This is a genomic window from Bacillus sp. DX4.1 (assembly GCF_030348195.1).
Classification (GTDB): Bacteria; Bacillota; Bacilli; order Bacillales; family Bacillaceae_G; genus Bacillus_A.
Map to the genome: position 1 here is coordinate 1,934,351 of NZ_JAUCFT010000008.1, position 18,792 is coordinate 1,953,142.

General features: G+C 34.1%; 16 protein-coding genes, 5 pseudogenes and 2 riboswitches. Of the genes and pseudogenes, 15 read left to right on the forward strand and 6 right to left on the reverse strand.

What is annotated here, in order from left to right; genetic code table 11:
• The first annotated feature begins 37 nt into the window (after window positions 1-37).
• Together QUF99_RS12770 and QUF99_RS12775 are read left to right on the forward strand one after the other, a co-directional pair.
• Window positions 38-1,243: a quaternary amine ABC transporter ATP-binding protein gene (locus QUF99_RS12770; RefSeq protein ID WP_289370496.1), complete on the forward strand. Its 1,206-nt coding sequence runs from the start codon at window positions 38-40 to the stop codon at window positions 1,241-1,243.
• Entirely contained in the window at window positions 1,236-2,072 is an 837-nt protein-coding gene (locus QUF99_RS12775) for an ABC transporter permease (RefSeq protein WP_289374639.1), read from the forward strand. The genes QUF99_RS12770 and QUF99_RS12775 overlap by 8 nt, the downstream gene beginning before the upstream one ends.
• Window positions 2,073-2,227: 155 nt before the next feature.
• On the opposite strand, the gene QUF99_RS12780 is transcribed toward QUF99_RS12775, so the two are convergent.
• Entirely contained in the window at window positions 2,228-3,421 is a 1,194-nt protein-coding gene (locus QUF99_RS12780) for a NupC/NupG family nucleoside CNT transporter (RefSeq protein ID WP_289370497.1), read from the reverse strand.
• A gap of 409 nt (window positions 3,422-3,830) precedes the next feature.
• A riboswitch (ZMP/ZTP riboswitch) is annotated at window positions 3,831-3,910 on the forward strand.
• 57 nt (window positions 3,911-3,967) lie between these two features.
• On the opposite strand from QUF99_RS12780, the gene QUF99_RS12785 reads away from it, so the two are divergent.
• The 3 genes and pseudogenes from QUF99_RS12785 to QUF99_RS12795 all read left to right on the forward strand — a co-directional run.
• Window positions 3,968-5,599 carry a glutamate/serine transporter AimA gene (locus tag QUF99_RS12785; RefSeq protein WP_289370499.1) on the forward strand — a complete coding sequence of 544 codons (1,632 nt, stop codon included), beginning with the start codon at window positions 3,968-3,970 and terminating at the stop codon, window positions 5,597-5,599.
• A 509-nt stretch (window positions 5,600-6,108) separates the two neighbouring features.
• Window positions 6,109-7,437 carry a branched-chain amino acid transport system II carrier protein gene (gene brnQ, locus QUF99_RS12790; protein ID WP_289370500.1) on the forward strand — a complete coding sequence of 443 codons (1,329 nt, stop codon included), beginning with the start codon at window positions 6,109-6,111 and terminating at the stop codon, window positions 7,435-7,437.
• Window positions 7,438-7,625: 188 nt separating this feature from the next.
• Window positions 7,626-7,898 (forward strand): annotated as a pseudogene (locus QUF99_RS12795) (tetracycline resistance protein); the annotation flags it as partial.
• Between the two features lie 105 nt (window positions 7,899-8,003).
• On the opposite strand, the gene QUF99_RS12800 reads toward QUF99_RS12795, so the two are convergent.
• Window positions 8,004-8,987, reverse strand: coding sequence for a DUF4003 domain-containing protein (locus tag QUF99_RS12800; protein ID WP_289370502.1), 984 nt, complete (start codon window positions 8,985-8,987; stop codon window positions 8,004-8,006).
• A 201-nt stretch (window positions 8,988-9,188) separates the two neighbouring features.
• Here QUF99_RS12800 and QUF99_RS12805 point away from each other — a divergent pair, with 201 nt between their 5' ends.
• Both QUF99_RS12805 and QUF99_RS12810 read left to right on the forward strand, forming a co-directional pair.
• On the forward strand, window positions 9,189-9,407 hold the full coding sequence (locus QUF99_RS12805) for a hypothetical protein (protein WP_289370505.1): 219 nt from the start codon (window positions 9,189-9,191) through the stop codon (window positions 9,405-9,407).
• 98 nt (window positions 9,408-9,505) lie between these two features.
• Window positions 9,506-9,718, forward strand: coding sequence for a hypothetical protein (locus QUF99_RS12810; RefSeq protein WP_289370506.1), 213 nt, complete (start codon window positions 9,506-9,508; stop codon window positions 9,716-9,718).
• 370 nt (window positions 9,719-10,088) lie between these two features.
• On the opposite strand, the gene QUF99_RS12815 is transcribed toward QUF99_RS12810, so the two are convergent.
• Complete coding sequence (locus QUF99_RS12815; RefSeq protein ID WP_289370508.1) at window positions 10,089-11,222, reverse strand: FAD-dependent oxidoreductase; 1,134 nt, start codon at window positions 11,220-11,222, stop codon at window positions 10,089-10,091.
• 361 nt (window positions 11,223-11,583) lie between these two features.
• Here QUF99_RS12815 and QUF99_RS12820 point away from each other — a divergent pair.
• Window positions 11,584-11,906: pseudogene (locus QUF99_RS12820) on the forward strand (LOG family protein); the annotation flags it as partial.
• 271 nt (window positions 11,907-12,177) lie between these two features.
• On the opposite strand, the gene QUF99_RS12825 reads toward QUF99_RS12820, so the two are convergent.
• Window positions 12,178-12,654: a hypothetical protein gene (locus QUF99_RS12825; RefSeq protein ID WP_289370509.1), complete on the reverse strand. Its 477-nt coding sequence runs from the start codon at window positions 12,652-12,654 to the stop codon at window positions 12,178-12,180.
• A 390-nt stretch (window positions 12,655-13,044) separates the two neighbouring features.
• Here QUF99_RS12825 and QUF99_RS12830 point away from each other — a divergent pair.
• Window positions 13,045-13,176 (forward strand): annotated as a pseudogene (locus QUF99_RS12830) (LytTR family DNA-binding domain-containing protein); the annotation flags it as partial.
• A gap of 243 nt (window positions 13,177-13,419) precedes the next feature.
• Window positions 13,420-14,622: an L-lactate MFS transporter gene (locus QUF99_RS12835; protein WP_286124843.1), complete on the forward strand. Its 1,203-nt coding sequence runs from the start codon at window positions 13,420-13,422 to the stop codon at window positions 14,620-14,622.
• Between the two features lie 76 nt (window positions 14,623-14,698).
• Here the strand turns inward: QUF99_RS12835 and QUF99_RS28525 are convergent.
• Window positions 14,699-14,878: pseudogene (locus QUF99_RS28525) on the reverse strand (transposase domain-containing protein); the annotation flags it as partial.
• Complete coding sequence (gene tnpA / locus QUF99_RS12845; protein WP_289370514.1) at window positions 14,863-15,123, reverse strand: IS66 family insertion sequence element accessory protein TnpA; 261 nt, start codon at window positions 15,121-15,123, stop codon at window positions 14,863-14,865. The pseudogene QUF99_RS28525 and the gene tnpA, both read right to left, overlap by 16 nt.
• Before the next feature lie 369 nt (window positions 15,124-15,492).
• On the opposite strand from tnpA, the gene uptA reads away from it, so the two are divergent.
• The 5 genes and pseudogenes from uptA to QUF99_RS12870 form a co-directional block, all read left to right on the forward strand.
• Window positions 15,493-16,089 carry an undecaprenyl phosphate transporter UptA gene (uptA, locus tag QUF99_RS12850; protein WP_289370516.1) on the forward strand — a complete coding sequence of 199 codons (597 nt, stop codon included), beginning with the start codon at window positions 15,493-15,495 and terminating at the stop codon, window positions 16,087-16,089.
• 426 nt (window positions 16,090-16,515) lie between these two features.
• A complete protein-coding gene (locus tag QUF99_RS12855; protein ID WP_289370519.1) occupies window positions 16,516-16,935 on the forward strand; it encodes a VOC family protein in 420 nt (139 codons plus the stop codon).
• A 279-nt stretch (window positions 16,936-17,214) separates the two neighbouring features.
• On the forward strand, window positions 17,215-17,478 hold the full coding sequence (locus QUF99_RS12860) for a hypothetical protein (protein WP_289370521.1): 264 nt from the start codon (window positions 17,215-17,217) through the stop codon (window positions 17,476-17,478).
• A gap of 311 nt (window positions 17,479-17,789) precedes the next feature.
• A complete protein-coding gene (locus QUF99_RS12865; RefSeq protein ID WP_289370522.1) occupies window positions 17,790-18,131 on the forward strand; it encodes a hypothetical protein in 342 nt (113 codons plus the stop codon).
• A 143-nt stretch (window positions 18,132-18,274) separates the two neighbouring features.
• A riboswitch (SAM riboswitch) is annotated at window positions 18,275-18,380 on the forward strand.
• 72 nt (window positions 18,381-18,452) lie between these two features.
• Window positions 18,453-18,771, forward strand: a pseudogene (locus tag QUF99_RS12870) (LLM class flavin-dependent oxidoreductase); the annotation flags it as partial.
• Between the last annotated feature and the right edge of the window lie 21 nt (window positions 18,772-18,792).

The following is an 18,792-nucleotide window of genomic DNA, read 5'->3' on the forward strand; positions in this document are numbered from 1 at the left end:
CATGATTTGAATAGATACAAAGAAAAGGAGTGAAGGAATGAAGGATACAAAATTACGTGTTGAGAACGTCACAAAGGTATTTGGAAAGAACCCTTCAAAAGGGATTGCCTTACTAAAAGAAGGTAAAAGCAAAGCAGATATATTAAAAGAAACGGGTATGACTGTGGGTGTGAAACAAGCAACGTTCGACGTGTATGCCGGTGAAATATTTGTCATTATGGGTCTGTCTGGTAGTGGTAAATCAACGCTCGTCCGAATGCTAAATCAGTTGATCAGAACGACTTCAGGTCATATTTATATTGATGGAGAAGATATTGCAACAATGGGGAAAGAGGCACTCCGAAAAGTAAGAAGAGAGAAGATGAGTATGGTATTTCAAAAGTTCGCGTTATTCCCACACCGTACCGTCTTACAAAATGTAGCATATGGATTAGAAATTCAAGGAGTATCGAAAGAGGAAAGAGAAGAACAAGCTTTAGAGTCTCTAAAACTAGTAGGATTAGAGCATAATAAAGATAGTTATCCAGGTCAGCTTAGCGGTGGTATGCAGCAACGCGTAGGTATCGCAAGAGCATTAACGAATAATCCAGATGTCCTTCTCATGGATGAATCATTTAGTGCGTTAGATCCGCTTATCCGAAAAGAAATGCAAGATGAGTTGTTAGAGCTGCAAGATAAAATGGAAAAAACGATTATTTTTATTACACATGACTTAGATGAAGCGCTGCGAATTGGTGATCGTATTGCGTTAATGAAAGACGGAGAAATTGTTCAAATTGGAACACCAGAAGAAATTATGATGAGTCCAGCAAATGAATTTGTAGAGAAATTTGTCGCCGACGTAAATTTAGGAAAAGTATTAACAGCCGAATCTCTTATGAGAAGACCCGAAACGTTACTAATTGATCGAGGTCCGCGAGTAGCACTGCAAATTATGAGAAATGCCAGTGTTTCTAGTGTATATGTAGTCAATAAAAAACATGAATTTTTAGGTATTTTAACAGCCGATGAAGCGAGTAAAGCTGTTAAAAAACAATTGACTATAGCTGAATTGTTAGAAAAAGAAATCCCGCATGTATTTTTACATACATTGCTGGAAGAAATGTATGTAAAAATGGCAGAAACAAAACTTCCTCTTCCAGTTATTGATGATAAGAAAAGATTAAGAGGAATTATAAAACGTGAAAGTGTCATTCAAGCTCTGGCAGGAAATATAGAGGAAGAGGTGAATGACAATGAATAGTATTCCGCGTATTCCCTTAGGAGAATGGGTCGATTCATTTGTTGAAGGCTTATATCAGCATTTTGAAGGGTTTTTTAGAGGATTTTCTTTCGTTATTGGAGGATTTGTTGACTTATTAACAAACCTGTTAATGTTTATTCCATCAATTGTATTCATAGCGATTGCGTGTTTTCTTGTTTGGTATACCTCAAGAAAAGCTTCACTTGTTATTTTTTCGTTAATTGGATTTCTTTTTATCCTCAATATCAACTATTGGGAACAGACCATGCAAACATTGGCACTCGTTCTTACATCTGTTATCATTTCCATCATTATTGGACTACCCATTGGAATTTTAGCATCTCAAAATGAAAAATTCTCCAAAGTTTTGAAACCGACGCTTGACTTCATGCAAACAATGCCAGCCTTTGTTTATCTCATTCCAGCAATTACGTTCTTTGGTGTCGGAGTCGTACCAGGCATTATTGCATCTGTTATTTTTGCAATGCCACCAACGATACGCTTTACTGATTTGGGGATTAGACAGGTACCAGAAGATTTAATTGAAGCAGCGAATGCATTTGGTTCAACTGCATCGCAGAGGTTATTTAAAGTACAGCTTCCGCTTGCAACCGGAACCATTATGGCTGGCGTAAACCAAAGCATTATGCTTTCATTATCTATGGTTGTAACAGCTTCTCTGGTAGGGGCACCAGGTCTTGGAGTAGACGTGTACCGATCTGTTACACAAGTCAATATTGGAATGGGCTTTGAAGCTGGATTAGCTATTGTTATAATTGCAATTGTGTTGGATCGAATTACACAAGGGTTCCATAAAAAGGGATTGTAATGTAAATATTGATAGAGTGACCTATAATTTTGTATGATTATGGGTCACTCTTTTTGTTTAGATAAGAATACAAAGTAAATTACAATTTTGTAGAAATGAACACCTTACATTTAGAATAAAGTTGTTTAAAGATCTCATGCACATTCAATATTCATTTACCATACAAATAGACCTACAAGCATAGCGCTTAATAAGGAAACAGCCATCCCACTAACAAGAAGCTTCCAAACATTCTTACCGATAATTGCTGATTTTTCTGTACCAAATAATGAATTGTAAGTTCCGTAAATCATACCAACTGTACTAAAGTTAGCAAAAGAGGCTAAAAATGTTGTTGCAACTGCAACTGTATGTGCATTTAAAGAGTGTAAATGTGATTTTAAATCCATCATCGCAACAAACTCATTAGTTGCTATTTTTATCCCCATTAATTGAGCTACATACATAGCATCAGTTCCTGATAAACCAAGTAAAAAGGCAAAAGGACTAAAGATGATAGAAAAGATTTTTTGAATTGTTAAACCTGTTACAAAGAAACCTAAAATACCATTTAGACATGCTGTTAATGCTACATATCCAATAACCATCGCTAAAATAACGATGACCATATTCATACCAACTAACATACTGTTTGAAATGGTAGAAAAGAAATCTTTTTTTTCTTCTTTTGACGGTGAATAAACAATATCTTCTTCCTTAGTAATTTCTAAAGGATTTAAAACGTTTGCCAAAATTAATGCATTTAAACAGTTTAAAGGAATTGCACTGAAAATATAAGTTGCAGGGACCATTGTTAGATAAGCGCCAAGGATGGATCCGCTCACACTACTCATACTCATAATTCCAAAAGTTAATAAACGATTTTCTTTTAAAACAGATAATTGATCACGAACAACAGCCAATGCTTCCGTGTTTCCTAAAAACATCATTTGAATGGAAAAGAAACTTTCTAACTTTGGTAAACGAGAAATTTTTGAAATAATCCAACCTACTTTATCAATAATCCAAGTTAAGATTCCAAAGTAAGAAAGAATATCAAAAAACGTTATAACAAAAATAATAGGAAGTAATGCACTAAAGAAAAAATCAATTGTTTGATTCCCCATAGCTGATGGAAATGCAAATCGAATCCCTTCATCGGCACATGATATGAGCCAAGTGAAAAATGACGCAATTTTATTAATTATGATGCTTCCAAATTTGGTGCCTAACATAAACCAAGTAATAAAAAGTTCAAGCGTTATCAGAATAATGATTGGTTTCCATTTTATTTTTCCTTTGTTAGGCGAACATAAGAACACTACTAATAATACAATAAAAATTCCTACAATATTTAATATCAAATTCATGTTAGCAACTCCTTGATGATTATTATTTGTATATAAAAAAGCTCTTATTCTTCATAATTTGGTTTATAACCAGAAATTATGAAAAACAAGAGAGGAATGTAAAAAAATAGTTGAAATGAATATATAAATACAAATTAAAAAACCGACATAACCCCCTTTTTTTTAGGTGGGAGAGAGCATCCGGCCATGCATAGAAGCGGTCAGATCCTTTTCCTGCCCCATGCCAAGTGAAAACAAAAAGAGAAAACGAGTGCAGGTCACCTTTTGTTATCCATAGCCGCGGCTACATGTCGAAAAATCAAAATGGATTTATATAGTTGGGAATGAGTTGTTATTTTTCTAGGTATTTATAATTTACAAAAAATATTGTTAAGTTTGAAATAATATTGTATATTAAAATGAGAATTTAATTCCCATATGTAACTGGCGCAACATGGAATACCATGGGGGAGCATATGGATTTATGAGCCGCGCGCCTGGGCAAGCACTTGATATTTTTAATCAAGTGCTTTTTATTTTTCTAAAAAAATAAAGGAGTAGATGGGGATGAATTCTAGACACAAAAAGATGGGGACTTTTGCTCTTACAATGACAGGTCTCGGTTCTATGATTGGTTCAGGATGGCTATTTGGAGCCTGGCGAGCTGCTGAAATTGCAGGGCCAGCTGCTATTTTTTCTTGGGTCATAGGTATGATTGTTATTTTATTTATTGCATTGTCTTATGCAGAACTTGGTGCTATGTTTCCTGAAACGGGCGGAATGGTGAAGTATCCACAGTATTCTCATGGTTCATTTGTTGGATTTTTGGCAGGATGGGCCAATTGGATTGCGATTGCTTCTTCAATTCCAGTAGAGGCAATTGCTTCTGTTCAATATATGAGCACATGGTCGTGGAAATGGGCACAATGGACACATACCCTTGTACAAGATAATGTACTAACATTTAAAGGGTTACTTATTGCTTCTATATTGCTTCTCGTTTATTTCTTCTTAAACTACTGGACAGTTAACCTTTTCGCTAAGGTGAATTCTTCCATTACAATTTTTAAAATTGTTGTGCCTGGTGTTACCGCGGGTGCCTTGTTATTTGCCGGATTTCAAGAAAGTAATTTTACAAATTCCCAAGGAATGGCACCTTATGGTTGGGCAAGTGTATTAACAGCCGTTGCTACTTCTGGAATTGTGTTTGCCTTTAATGGATTTCAAAGTCCAATTAATATGGCTGGTGAAGCAAAAAAACCGAGTCGTTCCATTCCTATTGCAGTTATTGGTTCCATTTTGATTGCTACGGTTGTATATGTTGTGTTGCAAATCGCCTTCATTGGAGCAGTGGATCCAGCTATAGTGGCAAAAGGATGGGGTAATTTGAATTTCAATTCGCCATTTGCTGATTTGGTGATGGCACTTGGGATGAACTGGTTAGTTATTTTATTATATGCTGATGCTTTTATCTCTCCATCTGGATCAGGGACAACCTACACTGCCTCAACAGCTCGTATGGTTTACGGTATGGAGAAAAATGGGTATCTACCTAAAAAATTAGGTACCTTACACCCTGTATACGGTGTTCCACGTCCAGCGCTCATTGTAAATTTGGGTGTATGTTTTCTCTTTTTAATATTATTTCGTGGGTGGGGAGTTTTAGCTGAAATCATTTCAGTTGCAACCTTGATTTCTTATATTATGGGGCCAGTAGCTTTAATGACATTAAGGGGAACAGCTAGTCATTTATATCGTCCTTTTCGTTTGAAAGGAGCAAAGTTTATTGCTCCATGTGGATTTGTTTTTGCATCTCTTACTTTGTACTGGGCACGCTGGCCACTGACAGGTGAAGTTCTTTTCATCATGGCAATTGGATTACCAGTTTACTTTTATTATCAAGCTAAAAATAAATGGCATGATTTTAAGAATCAGTTCCGTTCAGGGGTTTGGTTGATTACATATTTACTGTGTATGATAACGATATCATATAGTGGGAGTAATAAATTTGGTGGACATAATTTTATTCCATATGGTTGGGACTTGCTTCTTATTACCGTATTGTCACTCTTTTTCTATTTTTGGGGAGTACGAAGTGGACGTTATACGGAATATATGAAAGAAGCTGAAAAAGTGAATGGAGTATTATTACAAGAAGAAGGAAAGAACGAATATATTTCTAAAAAGAAGGTTGTTTAATATAATTTTGTTGTGGTTAAAGGATCCGGTAACATTATAGTGGAATGTAAGAGGTTCATGTTGAAATGAGCCTCTTTTTTATTCGTTTTTTTATACAAGTTTAATTCATTACTTTTGATAAACGTGTATACTTATCCTAATAGTAAAGGGCTAATGAGCTTATAGTTATAATAAGAGGAACCACTGGATTACTGAAAATACCAATTCTACCAACAAAGAACCTTAAGTAAGAAATAAGTAAGGGTATCGGAATACAAAGATAAATAATATCAAACATGTAATGAAAGTGTGGATAACGCTATAGTAGTTGTGTTTGAACTTTTTCATTAAGGTTATGATTTGTATAGTAGAACTATATTTGAATGAAAAGTTTGAAAATAATATTGAAATATATTATTCTTAAGACTATAATAAGTGAAAGAATAAGATGTCTATCATTTTAATATTCTGAATATTTAATTATCAAAATTATTATTAAAAATAAACATGTTTTAATGGAGGTTTTTATTATGGCAAATAAAGTACCCTTTTCGTTCATAGTAGTTATTGGACTAATGTTATTTGCTCTATTTTTTGGAGCAGGAAATTTAATTTTCCCTGCAATGCTTGGTCAATCAGCAGGGACAAATATTTGGTCAGCGAATGCAGGATTTTTAGTAACAGGAGTAGGCCTACCATTACTTGGCGTATTAGCATTTGGTTTTTCAGGAAAAGATGATTTACAATCGCTAGCAAGTCGTGCTCACCCTGTTTTTGGGACAGTATTTACAACGATTCTTTATTTAGCAATTGGTCCTCTATTCGCTATACCAAGAACGGGTAACGTTTCTTTCGAGATTGGTGTTAAACCTTTTGTATCAGAAAATCTAGGTTCTATCCCTTTGATTATCTTTACAATAATTTTCTTTAGCATTACGTGTTTTCTTTCGCTCAATCCTGCGAAAATTGTCGATATTGTTGGGAAAATATTGACTCCAATAAAATTAACGTTCATTGGAATTTTAGTAATCGTTGCGTTTATCCATCCAATAGGAGATTTGCAAGCGCCTACTAATACTTATACATCTGACTCATTTTTCAAGGGATTTCAAGAGGGGTATTTAACAATGGACACCCTTGCATCTTTCGTGTTTGGAATTATAATCATTAATGCGATTAAAGAAAAAGGTGCGAAAACAAAAAAACAGATTATGATTGTTTGTTCGAAAGCAACTCTTATTGCTGCAACTATATTAGCAATTATTTATACAGCTCTTTCTTATATGGGGGCTTCAAGTGTAGAAAAACTTGGACATTTAGAGAATGGAGGAGAAGTTTTAGCAAAAGTTTCAAATTACTACTTTGGTTCATACGGCGGTATACTGTTAGGGTTAATGATTACAGTAGCGTGTTTAACAACTAGTGTAGGACTTGTTACTGCATGTTCTTCATTTTTCCATAAACTATTTCCAAATGTACCTTACAAAACAATAGCTATTATTTTATCTGTTTTTAGTGCAATTGTTGCAAATGTAGGGTTAACACAATTAATTGCTATTTCTGTACCTGTATTAACAGCTATTTATCCATTAGCGATTGTATTAATCTTCTTAACATTTTTCCATTCACTATTCAAAGGGAGATCGGAAGTTTATCAAGGTAGCTTACTCATAGCGTTTATTATTAGTTTATTTGATGGATTAAATGCAGCTGGAGTACACATTCAAGTAATCGATCGTTTATTCACTCAAATTCTTCCAATGCATGAAGTTGGTTTAGGTTGGATTTTCCCAGCTATCATTGGTGGATTTTTGGGGTATGGTATTAGTGTCTTACGAGTAAAATATCAAGTTAATTAATTCTAGTACAGCTAGATTAAATAAGTAAATATCTATCAAAAAAGTTATAGAATTAGTTTCTATAACTTTTTTTGTTACTACCTATACTCATCTAACTAAATGGTGTGAAAGGGTTGCTGTTCGTAAACGTCAAGTAGGCCCGAAATACACCACTCATGTATTATATTTTAGGACTACTTGACGTTTACAGCACAGCAATGTATAAATTATCGGCAATACACGCTACTTTTAAAGACCCTGTACTGCATAACAATTCCTTTTATTTAACAGGAACTCTGCCGATGGTCAAAACAGAGAACTTTAAGCGTGACCTACATTCTTTTACTGAAGGCGAAGGTGTTTTTATCGCTAGACCTTGCAGATATAGTAAAATCGAATCAAATTTCCCATCGCGAAAACGAGTAGATTATAATCCACTTAATCGAAAAGATTATTTATTGCATGTGCTTCGTTCTTATTAACTCAAAAGTCGATTGTCAGCAGGCAATCGACTTTTGAGTTAAGCATGATATATGTAACCCTTTTTGGAAAATCCTACATATAGCATTCATGCAGCAAATTGCACGTTATGAACTACTGCTGGCAGAAGCTGCTGCGGAGGAAGCGGTAATTGCTGCTATCATAGCTGCCTGCTGCGCCTGTATGAGAACCTCTATCATTGTTTGTAAGCCTGTGTTGGCAGCGTGACTTTCCGCACCTTTTTGACTTACGAATAGTTGAATAGCAATAAGAATATTTGCATCCGTATGCCAGCGGAATAGCTTGTCCCCCTGCAATTTTTCAATGAATGCCCAAACAGAAGGGACCTCTTTCTCTCCATCCTCAAGCAAAGCTAGTAGCCCGATAGCCGGATAATACATCTGTTTAACTTTTACCTTTTCTTGCTTTAGCAGGTTCCATATGTTTGTGCAGCGTGCTACTAAAATATCTTCACTGACATCCTTCTTTAGAGAAAGAATATGACTTAAAAATTGAAGATCATTCCCTTTGTGCATACCAGTTGCCGCCAGCTTGTGATAGAGACGTTCCACTCGATCCATAAGTGTCTCTACTTTCTCTGGTTGTCCTGCTAGCAAAACAGCGAGCGGGTAATCATTTGTGCTTGTAAGAAAGAAGTGATCCTCTTTCATGCGTTTATATACTTGCAGCGACCGCTGAATGCGTGTTTCATGCTGTCCATTGTCTTCTGGTAAAAGCGCTGCTGCTGCCAAATGAGTGAATATACTCCGGCTAAAGCCACCAGCGACCAATCGTTCATATAAGTCTAGAAACTGCTGAAACGCTTCTTTGTAATATGTAAAGTGAATATCTAATGTTGCTGCAACCACAAAGCGATGATAGGACTTCAAATATGAAAACATCCCTACCTGATCATTAATATAACTACTAATTTGTAAAAAACGCCCAAGATCAAACGGCTTATCGCTGCCTGCATACATAGCAGCAATCATCATCCCTGTCCGAGAATCACCGGTTTTCCACCTTAGTTCTCCCTTCAACTGTGCATATATGTGTGTATACTGCTCCAGCTTCTGTTGCAATGTAATCATAGCGGTTCCCCCATTTTTCTTGTACTTCTCTTCTATCATACTATAATTCCATATTTGGTAATATATGCATTTTATTCTTTTTTTGCACCAAAACCGACTGGGAAAGTCATTGGAACTAAGGGAGAAACAAAAGTAAAAATAGTTTATGATGAATTAAAAAATATATGGACTACTTATCCTATAAAATAAGGAATGATGAATTTGAAAAAAGAATTTAATAAACAAACTTTTTTAGAAAAGAATGGAGAGTTTTCTAAAAACAAGTTAAAAGATTTTTTGATATCAGAAATTGAGGAAGATACATTAGAAGATACTATTACATTTTTAAAATGTGAAATTGGGAAAGAAAATGAAGTACTAAAGGAAGATTTGTATCATGGTGACAAATATGATGGAGTCATACTTGCTGGAAATCAATAGACAGCGGAAAGAGTGGATTATTTCAAAAGAAGCAATGATTCAATGGTTTGGAGAAATAGAAAGTAAGGTTTAAATATTATCTGGAGGAAGTGGAGGATATGGGAAAGATACAAGAGCTAGAATTGAAAATAAAACATTTAGAAGAACAAGTACAATGGCGTGATAATCACATAAAGGAAATTAATGAAGATAATACAACGATAATAGAGCAAGCGATGGAAGCGGCAAGATTTATTGAAATATATGATAAATTTATTTTAACAATGGATTTACAAGATGAACTAAGGAAGTTTTTGAAAGAAGAACAATAAAAAAATTATAATTGAAACATGTTAATGGAAACTATGGGATCTTAGAGTTAAAAACAGTAAAATTCATGAAAAAACAAAAAAAAGCATTGCTTAACCTAAGCAACGCAAATAACCCAAAATAACAAATAAGAGTACCTTTTTGGGCTCTGGTGCAAACCTCAAACGCTGTCAAAATACACACAAAAATATGAGATTAATTACGAATATTCAATCTTTACAAAGTATAAAAATACGGATTTTTATATTAATTCCCGAACAACTCATTCACATAAAATTATAACATTCATGTTGGATTATCTACGTAATCATTTTTGCACCAGAACCTCATTGTCTACTATTAGGAACTTGGAGTCTGAGCTAACCACCTCTTTTACATATCCGATATTTGTGTATTAAGAAAAGAATGACACGCTTTTATAATTTCTTCACTACCTTCTTCCCTCAGTAATTCTTTTCTTACAAGTTCTGAAGATAGCTTTTGAATTTTTTGAGCTCTATAATATCTTCTCTTAAAATAGGATTGAAATGCTATATAAAAGTAATCATGATTATTAATTTCTTCTGCTAATACCATAGCATCTTCTATTGCCATTGCAGCTCCTTGGGCTAAATTTGGTGCACTGGCATGGGCAGCATCTCCACCAATGACTACACGGTTGCTGTACCAGTTCTCTTCCAATACAACTTCTTCAACTAGATTAAAGATAATGGGAGAATCTTTAGAAAGCCCCTCTTTAATTAAAATTGATGCTCCTTTAAATTGATCTACAATGTTCATCACTCTTTCATAACGTGTCATTTTATCATCCCAGTAATCTATCTTTACCGGCTTCAAGATAAAAGCATAACCTGCACTTTCAGACAATGGTACAATGCCAATTTTAGTACTTCCATTATGAAGCATGAGCGTCTCATTAAAAGATTTACTCTTAGGAAATTCTATAGGAAATCTCCATGCTCCCATACCTAAAAATTGAGGATGAATTTTTCGACCCAGCATTATATCCCTGACTTTAGAACGAATGCCATCAAACCCTATAAGAATATCGCAAGTGAGAGTGCTCTTGTCTTCAAAAGTTACATTAACACCATATTCACGTTCGGTATAAGACTTTAAAGTTTTATTCCATTCTATATGTACCCCTAAAGACTGAGCTTTTGCAACTAATATTTCGCTTAATTCGGAACGCCAAATAGCATTTCTACCTGGTAGGTTTTCATCCATAAATGTTTCACTAATTTCACTTATTACCATGCCATGTTTATCAAAAATTTTTAGGGAATTGAGTTGAAATCCTTTATTTAAGCATTCTTCATATATACCCAATTCTTTGAGAACTTTAAATGAATTTTGAGGTTGCAGAATGCCTGCACCTTTAAGTGAATTACTACTTGAAGACTCACATACTGTAACAGATAAACCATTTTTTCTTAAAGCAATTGCAGCAGATAGTCCACCTATTCCACCGCCGATTATAAGAATTTTTTTGATCTGCTGTTTCATTATATACACCCTTTCATAAAAGATTACTGATTACTATATTATAGTTTTTTTCTTATAAATAATATGAATAATGAAACTTTTCTAAAAATCAACCATCTCATATCCGATTGGACTGAGCGTTTACAGGAATGATAGTTTCACGATGAAATGTCAGTCGAAGAAGTGTTATTGCCCAACATACAATTGAAATTAATAAAAGATTTATGATAAAGACAGAAACTGAACCCTCTTGATAGATTAGTTTCATAAATCCTCGCATAGCGTTAGGGGCAGGTAGAAAAGCTCCAATATGTTGATATATTCCTACTAGCAATTTTTCTGATAAAATATTCCCTGCTGTCATCAGTTGTAATGGAATCAAAACGAGCGCAAAGCAAAAATGGGAGAGCTTGCGGATGCATTTATTGCATTACCTGGTGGATACGGAACATTTGAAGAGTTGTTTGAAGTTGTATGTTGGTCATAAATTGGGATTCATGATAAACCAGTTGGCTTATTAAATATTAAAGATTTTTATGGGCCGATTCTGCAAATGGTTGACCGTGCCGCAAAAGAAGGGTTTATGAATCCATCTAATAAAGAACTAATTGTTTCAGCAACTACTGCGGATGAATTGATGCGGAAAATGCAAAATTATAAAAGACCCGTTGTAGGGAAAAATGGAAGCAGTTATCGGGACATTAATATAGAAAAAGAGAAGATTTCTTTCATTGGTGATGGAAAATATAAAGATCCCGAACCTCTTTTGTAAAAGGCTCTTTTCGTATAGATTGTTGCTTTTTTGCGATAAAAATAAGACCTTAGATTAAATCCAGGTCTTAGGTATTTATGAACGCTTTCTTCGTATGGTGATATTAATCTTCATCACGATTTCCAAGTCCAAACAATAACCCAAATAAATGCACAAGATAGAATCCGAAAATCAGCTTCGTGAATGTAAATATTTACCAAAATTCTATTTTTTGTGCACTTTACCATTTAGAATATTCTTGCATTTTCTAATATTTCGTTTGATTTGCTGATTTTCAAAAAAATAAACCTCTGTACCTGACCAAACAAAAACCCAACACACAATGCTTAATACTCCTGCAATATAGGCATGATTGCTTGAAAGCTTCAAGAATATCACCCCAACAATAATACCAATCACAAACAAAACAATAGCCTTTTTGACATTTCTAGCATATGTATATTCCTCTTCGTTCAAAAGGTTAGAAAAAGTGTTAAATGTGGCAGTCTTCAATGACTTTTCGTCAAAATCATTCTGACCTGAAAAAAATATTTCTACTTCTTTTCTTTTGCCACTGTGTAGCTTTGACAAAATAAAATCTTCAAGGTCAGAGCTTAGGTGAACATCATCTGAGCTATAATATCTTGAAAACGGAGTATCAGTTTCACCTAAATAGATATTTATACTTAATTCATCTTTCATGTTAACCCTCCTTTAAATCCAATTTACTAGTTGAAAGTCAACCTTTTATCAGTATGGTCAAGATAGCAACAATTCTTACGAAAACAGCGTTGTAAAAAGAGAAATTCAATTCAAAAGAAACAAGAAACTAGCAATATAACCAATACAGTTAAGCAACTAGTACATACTTCTCTATCTCCAGGTGTAATAAGAGAAGAAGTTATCTCACTTCCTATTAGTAAGAAGGGTGTTCCACAACAAAATGAGGAACTAAGAGAACAACTTGCACTATTTTAAAAAGGTTTGAAAAATTTTTACTACACAATTACACAAGTGTTATTGTGTAAAAAGAAAGGAAGGATAGATATGAATGAACTAGTTCTTCACCCTACTGCTAAAATACATAAATATGTAAATGTAAATCATATTTCTGAAATCCAGCCGTGGTTTAACTCTACGTATAATTTAATTATGAAAGAGGATTCAAAAGTACCTGTAAGCCGTACTTATGCAAAAGAATTAAAGAAGCTGCTTCGTATTTAACAAGCAGCTTTTTGTATTTCATCCTTCTTTTTCTGTAATTGATTTCATATATTTGACGTTCTGCGTTGTAAGTGCTTACACAATCGTTTACATCCTATACAATAAGGCTATTAAATCGAAAGAGGTGGCGAAAATGAGTACAAAAAAAGTATACGATTTTCTAACATATTGTATTGTGGTTATAAAAAACGTCGATAGACGATTATTGAATAGAATCGAAATAAAAAGAGAGGGAGGGATGGTATGAAACAATCATCTGTTAATCCATGGCTTGTTGTCCTCGGTACAGTCATAGTACAAATGGGACTTGGAACGATATATACATGGAGCTTATTCAATCAGCCTTTAGTGAGTAAATACGGCTGGAGTCTTAACGCTGTTGCTATAACCTTCTCAATCACTAGCCTTTCTTTAGCATTTTCAACTATGTTTGCGAGTAAATTACAAGAGAAATGGGGACTTCGTAAACTCATTATGATAGCGGGATTAGCCTTAGGAATTGGCTTGATGCTTAGTTCGCAAGTTTCCTCATTACTAATGCTTTATGTACTAGCAGGAGTTGTTGTAGGTTACGCAGATGGTACAGCCTATATTACCACACTATCCAATTTAATAAAGTGGTTTCCAGAGCGTAAAGGTTTAATTGCTGGTATATCTGTCTCCGCATATGGCATGGGTAGCCTAATTTTTAAATACATTAACACTAAGTTCATTGATTCAGTTGGTGTATCACAAGCGTTTTTATATTGGGGCTTAATTGTTGCAGTTATGATAGTGATAGGCGCTTGTTTTATCCATAAGGCCGCTGAACAAGATACAGTTCATGAAACAAAAAGTCATGACTATACAACAAGAGAAATGCTACGCACAAAAGAAGTTTATCTGTTATTTATTATGTTATTTACATCATGTATGAGTGGCTTATACTTAATTGGCATGGTAAAAGATATCGGTGTTCAACTTGTAGGGCTTAGCGCAGCAACAGCAGCTAATGCTGTCGCTATGGTTGCGATCTTTAATACGCTTGGCCGAATCATTTTGGGACCGTTGTCAGATAAAATCGGCCGTTTAAAAATTGTTACCTCAACGTTTGTCGTTATAGCTACGTCTGTCTTTGTTCTCAGTTTTGTGGATTTAAATTATGGCATTTATTTCGTCTGTGTAGCAAGTGTTGCTTTTTGTTTTGGTGGAAATATCACTATTTTCCCAGCTATTGTTGGTGATTTCTTTGGCCTAAAAAATCATAGTAAAAACTACGGAATCGTGTATCAAGGCTTTGGTTTTGGAGCGCTCGCAGGTTCCTTTATCGGTGCAATTCTAGGTGGATTTAAACCAACTTTTATGGTGATTGGCGTATTGTGTGTCGTTTCATTTATTATCGCTATTTTAATTCAACCACCTAATCAGAAAAAAGAAAAACAAGAAAATTATCGCAGCGTAGCGTGAGCATTTTAAATTTTTATTACATTCTAAAGTAAACGTAAAGTAACTCCAAAATATACAATAAAAGTTGATTTTGGAGTTATTTTTTGTTTACTTCACTTTTTTTCGGCACTCTGCATCTAGACGGTAAATCCGTTGACCACGGCCAGACTTTATCAATTTCTTCTTTATTGTTTAAATCGATATTGGGGAGTGTTTCAAACAAATAAAGAAGATAATGATAGGGAATTAAATTGTTCTCTTTTACGGTTTCAACCAGAAGGTTTTGGACAGACTTATCCCTATGACCGCGTTTCTTCTTACGAAAGGGACATTCATAGAAATCCAATTCACACGCTCATTTTTATTTTGATCTTCAGTTTCAGGTGATAATTTTTTCAGCCAGTAATATAGCCGATGAACTGATAGGTTCTGTTTTTGACACCAGGCAACTTTTGATAATCCACTGTTTTTATAGTCTTGAATATAAGTTTCCCATTCTTTCTTTAATAGGTGTCTTTTCATAAAAAAACCTCCACATGTAGTATGTAAGGAGATTATCTCATGGGTTATTTACAAATAGTAGGTGGGGAATATTTGACGCTTACTGCTGTTCAGAGTGAAATTTATTTCTAGGTATTTTATCCTGCTATTCGCGGGCTGTAACACCCTCACCTCAAAATTCGACAGGAAGCAAAGAAGTTAGGTGAGGGCCAAATAAAGTTTCACTTTATTTGGCCCTCATGATAAAAATAAATCAGCATGATAACAAAGAAACTTTTACTATTTTTAACTATTGATAATCTATATAATGTAAAATAAAGAGACAACTTATATAAGTTGTCTCTTTATTTTTATAGCTGTTTAGAAAATCTAGTATGTAGAAGGTGTAATATGTTAGGGAATTTGATCCATTCAATTTTAGTTTTTTTAGAGGGACTTGGCTATTGGGGCGTTATGCTTGGGCTAATGATTGAGATAATTCCAAGTGAAATTGTGCTAGCTTATGCGGGGTATTTAGTATCATCAGGAAGTTTATCATTTTTTGGAGCTGTAGCGTTTGGTACAATTGGTGGTGTTGTAGCACAAATATTTATATATTGGATTGGGCGTTATGGAGGAAGACCTGTCCTTGAACGTTATGGAAAATACATTTTTATTCAAAAAAAGCACATTGACCATGCGGAGACATGGTTTAATCGTTATGGAACAGGTGTTATTTTTACAGCACGTTTTATTCCTTTTGTGCGCCATGCTATTTCAATACCTGCAGGCATTGCTAAAATGTCACATGCTCGATTTATAATGCTTACTACACTTGCTATTATTCCATGGTCAACATTATTTGTTTATTTAGGTTGGACACTAGGTGAAAAATGGGAGAATATTAATGAGATAGCAGGGCCTTATGTGAAATATTTTGCTTTTGGTGCAGTGAGTCTTGCTGCTTTCTATTTCATTGTGAAAATATTAATGAAAAGACGTCGATAGTAATTTATTATTAATCATTAATCTAATCTTATGTTCAAAAAGAAAGCTTTAAGAAGAATGATAAAACATTTGATGCGAAGTCAGAGTGGAAAGATAATAAAATTAATTTTGTGTTTGAGAAGGTGTTACGTATAGTCGTAACACCTTTTTATTTGTATGGAATTTTCGGCAAGATATTGTACTATTTACACTCTTTATAAGCTTGTAGAGTAGGGAGTATTTTTAAATCGTTTAGGTGAACAATCGTAGTTAATTGTATAATAAATGTAACCATCCGTATAATTTGCTTAAGGAGCCTGCAGAGTCCAGTTCTGTTCTATAGAAACTGTAGATTTTTTAGTAACTTGTAGGCAATGCGAATGATACATTAGGTTGCTGCTTAATGTGCTTAGGTTAGAAGTAAAAAATCAAACTAGGAGAAATCAAATGAATAAAAAAATTGATCATATCGGTATCGCTGTCCGTGATTTAGAAAGCACGATTCATTTTTATGAAAATGTGTTAGCAGGTAAATTAATAGATCGCTACAAAAGTGACTCAAAAGGTGTTGAAAGTGAAGTTGCAATTCTTGAAGTAAATGGAGATAGAATCGAATTGCTTGCACCAACAAACAATACGACTTCGCCAATTGCGCGATTTATCAAGCAGAAGGGGAAAGGAGTTCACCATATTGCTTATCGCGTAGATGATCTAGATATAGCTTTAGAAGAACTGAAAAAACAAGGAATTCGAACATTAGAGGATACATTACGTATAAACAAGCACGGGAGACGATTGATTTATCTCAATCCAGCAGATACAGAAGGGACAATTATTGAATACTGTGATTATCCAGAAGGAAAATGAACCTGCTAACTGACATGAAGCAAGGTTCTGTATTTAAGGTGTAATAAAGGCTGTCCCAAAAGTAGCTGAATAGCTATTTTTGGGACAGCCTCTTTTGATGTCTCTTCTTGTATAGTTAAAAAACCCTTATTATATAGTTTTTTAATGATTAGTTATATAAGTGAAAGAAAGATGGATAGGATAAATCGTAGATTTTAAGAGAAAGTCGGACAAACATACTGTCATCTGTATTTGCAATGAATATATTGAAAGTAGCATATGAAAAGGAGGGATGTTGACGTGGGAGATTACTGTGATAAAAAGTGTAATAAAAAACACGATCATAAGTGTAGTAAAAAACACGATGATAAGTGTAATAAAAAACACGATGATAAGTGTAATAAAAAACACGATGATAAGTGTAATAAAAAACACGATGATAAGTGTAATAAAAAACACGATCATAAGTGTAGTAAAAAACACGATGATAAGTGTAATAAAAAACACGATCATAAGTGTAGTAAAAAACATGATGATAAGTGTCATGATAAGTGTAGTAAATAACACAATGATAAGACGGATTACGTGAATGAAAAGTCCCTTCATCTTTGAAGGGGCTTTTCTGGGTTTTTAGATATATTGAATACCGATAACGATGGATTATGTTAATCTGATATGAATATGATATACATTGTTTTTTAGATAGGGTCTTATAAAAGCCACGGTGAAATAAGATGTTATGAGAGGAGGAGAATATTCTGTTTAAATGGTTTTGGAAGAAAAAAAGAAATGATAAGAATGAAGAAGAATTTAATCAATACATAGAAATACCAAAAAGTGAAATAAATGAAGACCTAAAACTAGGGATTATAGAATTGGAAAGGATTAGTGAAGGACTTTGTAATAAATATCAAGAAATATATAAAGAAGTTTTTGAAAAAAGTGGAAAAGAAAATCTAAGATTATGGATTACAAGAGATATAGACGGTGATTACTTAGAACCCATTACATCTAATAAATGTTTAGAGTATGAATATAGATCGGAAATTAGATTTGAGTATGATGGTTCAAAAACATGGGAGGTCTGTACTATCCATCTTTGGTACTATTACCAGGGGTATTTCAGAAATAACAGTGTAGGAACACTTTATAACGGAACCATTGAACAATTAGAAAAAGAAATCGCAGAAACACTGGAACAACTACTCCATGATTAAGAACTTCTGCTAACTGATTTTATTTCAATTAAGTTTAGATTAGATGAAAGGAATCAATAATCATTTGAATAATGTTCATCTGGAAATTTGGTATTGAAAGCTTGATTTTTATTATTCAAATGATTATAATAAATTAAAATTAATTCTTATTGTGAGAAGTGGAGGGACTGGCCCGATGAAACTTCGGCAACCTCGTATAGACGAAAGGTGCTAAATCCTGCAGGTGAAAAGATACCTGAAAGATAAGAGCGGTTAATTTAACGAATCGAGCTACTCTTATTACGATAAGAGTAGCTTTTTTAGTACATAGAAAACGAGAGGATGTATATTTGGTGGAATATGGTTTTTGGAGGATGGCTCCGGAATATAGACGACGAATCTATGCCACCAACATTTGATTATGCAAAACAAATAGCACAAGCTGCAGAGCAATTAGGTTTTTCGACAACACTTATTGCCGAATTAAATTTAAATGGATATTAAATGTGTTTCGGCGCCAAGCTTGGAAGCATGGACAACAGCGACTGTGCTTGCTGCTGTAACAGATCGGCTAGAAATTATGACAGCAGTAAGACCGGGCTTTCATAATCCAGCAGTTACAGCGAAAATGGCTGCGAATATCGATCAACTAAGTAATGGATGTTTGCCGTTAGTAGAAGCA

Bases quoted from the DNA above. Each gene is read 5' to 3' on its own strand.
- QUF99_RS12775 (WP_289374639.1), top strand. From the start codon at position 1,236: ATGAATAGTATTCCGCGTATTCCCTTAGGAGAATGGGTCGATTCATTT.
- QUF99_RS12800 (WP_289370502.1), bottom strand. From the start codon at position 8,987: ATGATTACATTGCAACAGAAGCTGGAGCAGTATACACACATATATGCA.
- QUF99_RS12855 (WP_289370519.1), top strand. From the start codon at position 16,516: ATGAATAAAAAAATTGATCATATCGGTATCGCTGTCCGTGATTTAGAA.
- uptA (WP_289370516.1), top strand. From the start codon at position 15,493: ATGTTAGGGAATTTGATCCATTCAATTTTAGTTTTTTTAGAGGGACTT.
- tnpA (WP_289370514.1), bottom strand. From the start codon at position 15,123: ATGAAAAGACACCTATTAAAGAAAGAATGGGAAACTTATATTCAAGAC.
- QUF99_RS12770 (WP_289370496.1), top strand. From the start codon at position 38: ATGAAGGATACAAAATTACGTGTTGAGAACGTCACAAAGGTATTTGGA.
- brnQ (WP_289370500.1), top strand. From the start codon at position 6,109: ATGGCAAATAAAGTACCCTTTTCGTTCATAGTAGTTATTGGACTAATG.
- QUF99_RS12785 (WP_289370499.1), top strand. From the start codon at position 3,968: ATGAATTCTAGACACAAAAAGATGGGGACTTTTGCTCTTACAATGACA.
- QUF99_RS12835 (WP_286124843.1), top strand. From the start codon at position 13,420: ATGAAACAATCATCTGTTAATCCATGGCTTGTTGTCCTCGGTACAGTC.
- QUF99_RS12825 (WP_289370509.1), bottom strand. From the start codon at position 12,654: ATGAAAGATGAATTAAGTATAAATATCTATTTAGGTGAAACTGATACT.
- QUF99_RS12815 (WP_289370508.1), bottom strand. From the start codon at position 11,222: ATGAAACAGCAGATCAAAAAAATTCTTATAATCGGCGGTGGAATAGGT.
- QUF99_RS12810 (WP_289370506.1), top strand. From the start codon at position 9,506: ATGGGAAAGATACAAGAGCTAGAATTGAAAATAAAACATTTAGAAGAA.
- QUF99_RS12780 (WP_289370497.1), bottom strand. From the start codon at position 3,421: ATGAATTTGATATTAAATATTGTAGGAATTTTTATTGTATTATTAGTA.